Genomic DNA, 1,317 nt, shown 5'->3' with positions numbered 1-1,317 from the left:
CGTCCACGTGCAGCGTCTTGGGCAGCACCCCATGCCGCATGGCCAGCACCATCTTGATCACACCCGCCACACCCGCGGCGGCCTGCGTGTGACCGATGTTCGACTTGATCGAGCCCAGCAGCAACGGCCGGTCGGCTTCACGGTTCTGGCCGTAGATGGCCAGCAGCGCCTGGGCCTCGATCGGGTCACCCAGCCTGGTGCCGGTGCCGTGCGCCTCCACCGCGTCCACCTCGGCGGGAGTCAGCCCGGCGCCAGCCAGTGCCTGGCGGATCACCCGCTGCTGCGAGGGACCGTTCGGCGCGGTCAACCCATTGGACGCGCCGTCCTGGTTGATCGCCGAACCACGCACCACCGCGAGCACCTGATGACCGTTGCGGCGGGCGTCCGACAGCCGCTCCAGCACCAGCACGCCCACACCCTCGGACCAGCCGGTACCGTCCGCGGTGTCGGAGAACGCCTTGCACCGCCCATCGGGCGCCATCCCGCCCTCCACGCCGAGGCCGAAGAACCCGAACGGGGTGGCTATCACCTTGACACCGCCTGCCAGCGCCAGGCTGCACTCGCGCGAACGCAGCGCCTGCGCCGCCAGGTGTATGGCGACCAAGGACGACGAGCACGCGGTGTCGATCGTCATCGTCGGGCCTTCCAAGCCCAGGGCGTAGGACAGGCGGCCCGACAGCACGCTGGCCGCCGTACCGGTGAGGACGTACTGCCTCAACTCTTCCCCGGCTTCCAGAAACAGATTCCCGTAGTCCTGGCCATTGGTGCCCACGAACACCCCGGTGTGGCTACCTCTCAGCGAGAGCGGGTCGATCCCGGCCCGCTCGATCGCCTCCCACGCCCCTTCCAGCAGCAGGCGCTGCTGCGGGTCCATCGCCAGCGCCTCACCCGGCGTGATCCTGAAGAACCCTGGATCGAACCCCGCCACATCGGACAAGAACCCGCCCTGACACTCCAGGCCCAGCATCGATACCGTCTCCACATCCCAGCCCCGATCGACCGGGTATGTAGAGATCGCGTCCTGTCCCTCGATCAGCAACCGCCACAGATCCTCAGGAGAGGCGACTCCACCTGGAAAGCGGCATGCCATCGACACGATGGCGATCGGCTCATGCCTGCCCGACTCCACCTCTTCGAGCCGTCGACGGGTCTCGTGCAAATCGGCGGTGACCCACTTCAGATACTCGACGAGCTTCCGGTCTTCGGACATGAGAGTGACCCTTCACATTGTTCAGACGCGGGCTCGAATCACAGATCTTTCGAGCGGCCCAGTTCGTTGTCGATGAAGCTGAGGATTTCCTCGGTACTCGCCGAGTC

General features: G+C 66.6%; 1 protein-coding gene. It reads right to left on the bottom strand.

Annotation, left to right across the window (positions count from 1 at the left end):
* Window positions 1-1,210 (bottom strand): beta-ketoacyl synthase N-terminal-like domain-containing protein (locus ABZ260_RS51160; RefSeq protein ID WP_355633266.1); only part of this gene is annotated, 1,210 nt, incomplete at its 3' end.
* Between the last annotated feature and the right edge of the window lie 107 nt (window positions 1,211-1,317).

It is taken from the genome of Streptosporangium sp. NPDC006013, assembly GCF_040614275.1.
In the GTDB taxonomy this organism is placed as follows: Bacteria; Actinomycetota; Actinomycetes; order Streptosporangiales; family Streptosporangiaceae; genus Streptosporangium.
The sequence above is the reverse complement of the archived record's forward strand: the minus strand, read 5'-3'. Positions and strand labels throughout refer to the sequence as shown.